At 63.0% G+C, this 4940-nt stretch carries 3 protein-coding genes; 2 read left to right on the forward strand and 1 reads right to left on the reverse strand.

Translation table 11 applies throughout. The annotated features are described in order from the left end of the window. Complete coding sequence (locus tag AC1DT2_RS15635; RefSeq protein ID WP_477297308.1) at positions 1-1371, reverse strand: DegQ family serine endoprotease; 1371 nt, start codon at positions 1369-1371, stop codon at positions 1-3. Positions 1372-1687: 316 nt separating this feature from the next. Here AC1DT2_RS15635 and AC1DT2_RS15640 point away from each other — a divergent pair, with 316 nt between their 5' ends. Both AC1DT2_RS15640 and AC1DT2_RS15645 read left to right on the forward strand, forming a co-directional pair. After that, entirely contained in the window at positions 1688-3835 is a 2148-nt protein-coding gene (locus tag AC1DT2_RS15640; RefSeq protein WP_477297309.1) for an adenosylcobalamin-dependent ribonucleoside-diphosphate reductase, read from the forward strand. Between the two features lie 20 nt (positions 3836-3855). After that, positions 3856-4940 (forward strand): histone H1-like repetitive region-containing protein (locus AC1DT2_RS15645; RefSeq protein WP_477297310.1); only part of this gene is annotated, 1085 nt, incomplete at its 3' end.

Consider the following 4940-nt stretch of genomic DNA (forward strand, 5'->3'; position numbering starts at 1 on the left):
CTACAGCACCGCGTAATACACAGAACCGTCACGAACCACCGTCAACAACAGCTGCCCCCCAACCAACCCACGCCCCACCGGCAACGCCTTCACCGACGCCACCCTTCTCTGCTGAATCCCCACAACAATATCCCCATCCTTCAACCCAGCTCCCGCCGCGGCCGACCCACGCTTCACCCCACTCAACACCACACCGAACGCCCCCGCCGCTTTCTGCTCCGCCGTGAGATCGCTCAGCGTCACCCCGGCCAGCCGCGGATCCACCTTCCCGCCATCTAACGATGCAATCGCCACCGCGGCAATCGTCGCCTCCACATCGCGAGAGGCTCCCTCGCGCTGCACCGCCAGCTTCACCTTCGCGCCCAGCGGCAGCAGGCCCTCCGTATTGCGCACATCCTGTGCCGAGCGCACCGGTTTCCCATCGATGGCGGTCAGCACATCACCCGTCTGCAGCCCCGCGCTCTCCGCCGGGGAGCCCTCGTTGATCCGCGTGACCACCGCCCCGTTAGCGTCCTTCAGCCGAAGCGCCTCGGCGATGCGCGGCGTAATGTCCTGCACCTCCACGCCGAGATTCCCGCGTCGCACCTTGCCGTAAGACAGCAGCTGCTTCATCACGCCGGTCGCCAGATCCGTCGGAATGGCGAAGCCGATACCGACATTGCCGCCGGACGGCGTGAAGATCATCGAGTTGATGCCGACCAGCTCGCCGCGCAGGTTCACCAGGGCGCCGCCGGAGTTGCCGGGATTGATCGAGGCGTCGGTCTGGATGAAGTTCTGGAAGCCCTTGCCCAGCCCCGACCGACCCAGCGCCGAGACCATGCCCGACGTCGCTGTCTGCCCGAGACCGAAGGGATCGCCCACGGCCACCACGAAATCACCGACACGCAACGCGGACGAATCGGCGATCGGCAGCGCCTGCAAGCGCTCCGCCGGAATCTGCAGCACCGCCACGTCCGTCTCCGGGTCGCTGCCGAGCAGCTTCGCCTTGAAGTCGCGACCATCCTGCAGCGTCACCGTGATATCGTCCGCGCCCCCGACGACATGGTGGTTGGTCAGCACATAGCCTTTATCGGCATCGATGACCACGCCCGAGCCCAGGCTCTGCTCCACGCGTTCGCGCGGGACGCCCTGGTTGCCGAACAGCTGGCGGAAGGTCGGATCGTCGAAATACGGATTGCGTGTACGCACGCGGGTCTTCGTCGAGATGTTCACCACGGCCGGCGTCACCTTGGCCAGCATCGGTGCCAGTGAAGGCATCGGCTCACCGTTGATGGACGGTGGCAGGCCGGCAAAGGCGGGCGAGGCCAGGGCAAAACCCAGGGTGGCAAGGACAGAAAAAATCGTGGTTCGCCGATAAGCGCTGGCGGTCATGCAAGAACTCCTTTTGGGTGAATTTCAAACCCTGAGACAACGATCACCGACACTTTACTTCGACCCCTTCCGGGTTTAAGGTTCACTCCGGTCGTAACCACAACATCTTGTGTTCCCAGGCTGACTTGTTACCTAGCACTGGTGCTGCGGTTACTCAGGTTCAGGCTTCAAACCATCGTCACCAAACGCTTTTTGGGGGTCGACGAGGGAGCAAGGATGGTCGGCAGAGGCTCCGGGGGGAGAGCTGTCGAGGTGGTTGCGTTACCGCATACCAATAAAAGGCCTACAAAGGCCGAGACTCGAGGACGACACATACATGAGCACTGCACGTGCGCAAGCCATGGGGCTTGAGACCGCGGCCATTCCGCTTCAGCCTGCCTCGTACGACATCTGGGACAAGAAGTACCGTCTGAAGGCCAAGTCGGGTAACCCCGTCGACGAGTCGGTAGACGGCACCTACCAGCGCGTCGCCCGCGCACTGTCCGATGTCGAAGGCACCGACGAGCTGCGCGCACACTGGTTCGAGCGTTTCCTCTGGGCCCTGCGCCGCGGTGCCATTCCCGCTGGCCGCATCACGTCCAACGCTGGCGCGCTCGAGCATAAGCCGGCCACCTCCACGATCAACTGCACGGTCTCGGGCACCATCCACGACTCGATGGACGACATCCTCGAGAAGGTGCACGAAGCCGGCCTCACGCTGAAGGCCGGTTGCGGCATCGGCTACGAGTTCTCGACGCTGCGCCCGCGCGGCGCCTACGTCTCCGGCGCCGGCGCCCACACGTCGGGCCCGCTGTCGTTCATGGATATCTACGACAAGATGTGTTTCACCGTCTCCTCCGCCGGCGGTCGCCGCGGTGCGCAGATGGGTACCTTCGACATCGCCCATCCGGACGCCAAGGAATTCATCCGCGCCAAGCGCGAAGACGGTCGCCTGCGCCAGTTCAACCTGTCGCTGCTGATCACCGACGGCTTCATGGAAGCGGTCGAGAACGACCAGGACTGGCCGACGGTCTTCCCGGTGCACGTCAAAGAGCAGCACGAGATCGACCTCAACGACGCCGCCAAGGTCATCTGGCGCGAGTGGCCGACCTCGCAGAATTATGTGACGCGCGAAGACGGCCTCGTCGCCTGCAAGATCTACGGCCACATCCGTGCGCGGCACCTGTGGGACATGATCATGGTCTCGACGTATGACTACGCCGAGCCGGGTTTCATCCTCATCGACCGCGTCAACGAGATGAACAACAACTGGTGGTGCGAGCACATCCGCGCGACCAACCCCTGCGGCGAGCAGCCGCTGCCGCCGTACGGCTCGTGCCTGCTGGGCTCGATCAACCTCACCGTGTTCGTCCGCGATCCGTTCGGCCCCAAGGCCCGGTTCGACTGGGAGGAATACCGCGAGGTGGTCCGCGTGTTCACCCGCATGCTCGACAACGTGGTCGAGATCAACGGCCTGCCGCTCGCCCAGCAGCGCGAAGAGATCATCTCCAAGCGTCGCCACGGCATGGGCTTCCTGGGCCTCGGCTCCACGGTCACCATGCTGAAGATGCGCTACGGCAACGCCGATGCGGTCGCCTTCACCGAGGAAGTCTCGCGTGAGATGGCTGTCGCCGGCTGGGAAGTGGCCCTYGAGCTCGCCAAGGAAAAGGGCCCGGCGCCCGTCCTGAGCCGCGAGTACGAGGTCACCGCCGAGATGCTGCGCAAGCGGCCGGAGATGGTCACCGACGGCTGGAAGGTCGGCCAGAGCATCCGTGGCAGCGTGCTGCACGCGAAGTATTCCCGCTACATGCAGCGCGTGGCCGAGGTGGCCCCGGAGCTGATCGAGGCCCTGGCCGAGACCGGCGCGCGCTTCACCCACCACTCGTCCATCGCGCCCACCGGCACGATTTCGCTCAGCCTGGCCAACAATGCCTCCAACGGGATCGAGCCCAGCTTTGCGCACCACTATTCCCGCAATGTGATCCGCGAAGGGAAGAAGTCGAAAGAGAAGGTCGAGGTTTTCAGCTACGAGCTGCTGGCCTACCGCGCCCTCATCAATTCCGAGGCGCTGCCGTTCTCCGACGACCCGAAGACCCGCCTGCCGGATTACTTCGTCTCCGCCGACGACATCAGCCCGAAAGAACACGTAGACATCCAGGCGGCCTCGCAGAAGTGGATCGATTCGTCCATTTCCAAGACCGCGAACGTCCCGACGGATTATCCGTATGAGGACTTCAAGGACATCTATATGTACGCCCATAAGCAGGGTCTGAAGGGCTGCACAACCTTCCGTTTTAACCCCGCCGCGTTCCAGGGCGTGCTCGTAAAAGAAACCGACCTGGAGAACACCCTCTATCGCTTCGAATTGGAAGACGGTAGCGTTGTCGAACTGAAGGGTAATGAAGAGGTCGAATACGACGGTGAAATGCACACCGCCGCGAACCTCTTTGATGCTTTGAAGGAAGGCTATTACGGTAAGTTCTGACCCCGCGGAGAGGGAAAAACATGTCCAACGAAAACCAGGTTGTCGAGGGTGAGCTGCCCGATATCGACACCAATGACACCGTCGAGACGCCCGAAGCGGAGACGAATGTCGCCGCTGAAGTGACGCCGTCGCCGGTCGTCGCAAAGAAAGTTGTCAAGCGTAAGCCGGTCGCCATCAAGACGATCGACCCGACGCCCGAGCCGGCTGCTGCCGCTTCGAGCGACCACGATCTTGGCGAGCCGGACTTCGTGTCGGAGCCGGCTTCCGAGTCGGTCGTATCGGAGCCGTACTCGGCACCGGTCGTCAAGAAGGCTCGCAAGGCGCCGGTGAAGAAGGCTGCCGTTGTCGAGGTTGCCCCGGTGGAGACGCCGGCTCCGGCCAAGAAGGCTGCGAAGAAGGCAACTCGCAAGGCGGCGCCTAAGGCTGCTCCGGCTAAGGCTGCACCTGCTGAAGCGGCGCCGAAGAAGGCCGCTGCTAAGAAGGCTGCGCCGAAGAAGGCTGCTGCGGCTGCCAAGAAGGCTCCGGCCAAGAAGGCGGCACCTGCCAAGGCTGCTCCGAAGAAGGCGGCTGGTAAGAAGGCTGCTGCCAAGAAGGCTGCGCCGACCAAGGTTGCTGCCAAGAAGGCTTCGGCGAAGAAGGCTGTCAAGAAGGCTGCTGTGAAGAAGGTTGCTGCTAAGAAGGCTCCGGCCAAGAAGGCAGTTGCCAAGAAGGCACCGGCCAAGAAGACTGCGGTCAAGAAGGCTGCAGTCAAGAAGGTTGCCGCTAAGAAGGTCGCCGCCAAGAAGGCCACGAAGAAAGTCGCGGTCAAGAAGGCAGCCTCCAGGAAGGTCGCTTCCAGGAAGGCTGTGACCAAGGCCGTCAAGAAGGCGCCGGCTCGTAAGGTTGCCTCGAAGAAGGTCGCCAAGGTCGCCAAGAAGGCCGCTTCCAAGAAGGCCGCTTCCAAGAAGGTCGCCGCCAAGAAGGGTTCGACCCGTAAGGCAGCAGCGGTCAAGAAGGTTGTCCGCAAGGCAGCCGGTCGCGTCGTGAAGAAGGCCGCAGCCGTCCGCAAGACGGTCAAGAAGGCTGCCGGTCGCGTTGCGAAGAAGGTCTCGACGGCTCGTAAGGC

The sequence above is a fragment of the Luteibacter sp. P4_E6 genome, from assembly GCF_056401535.1.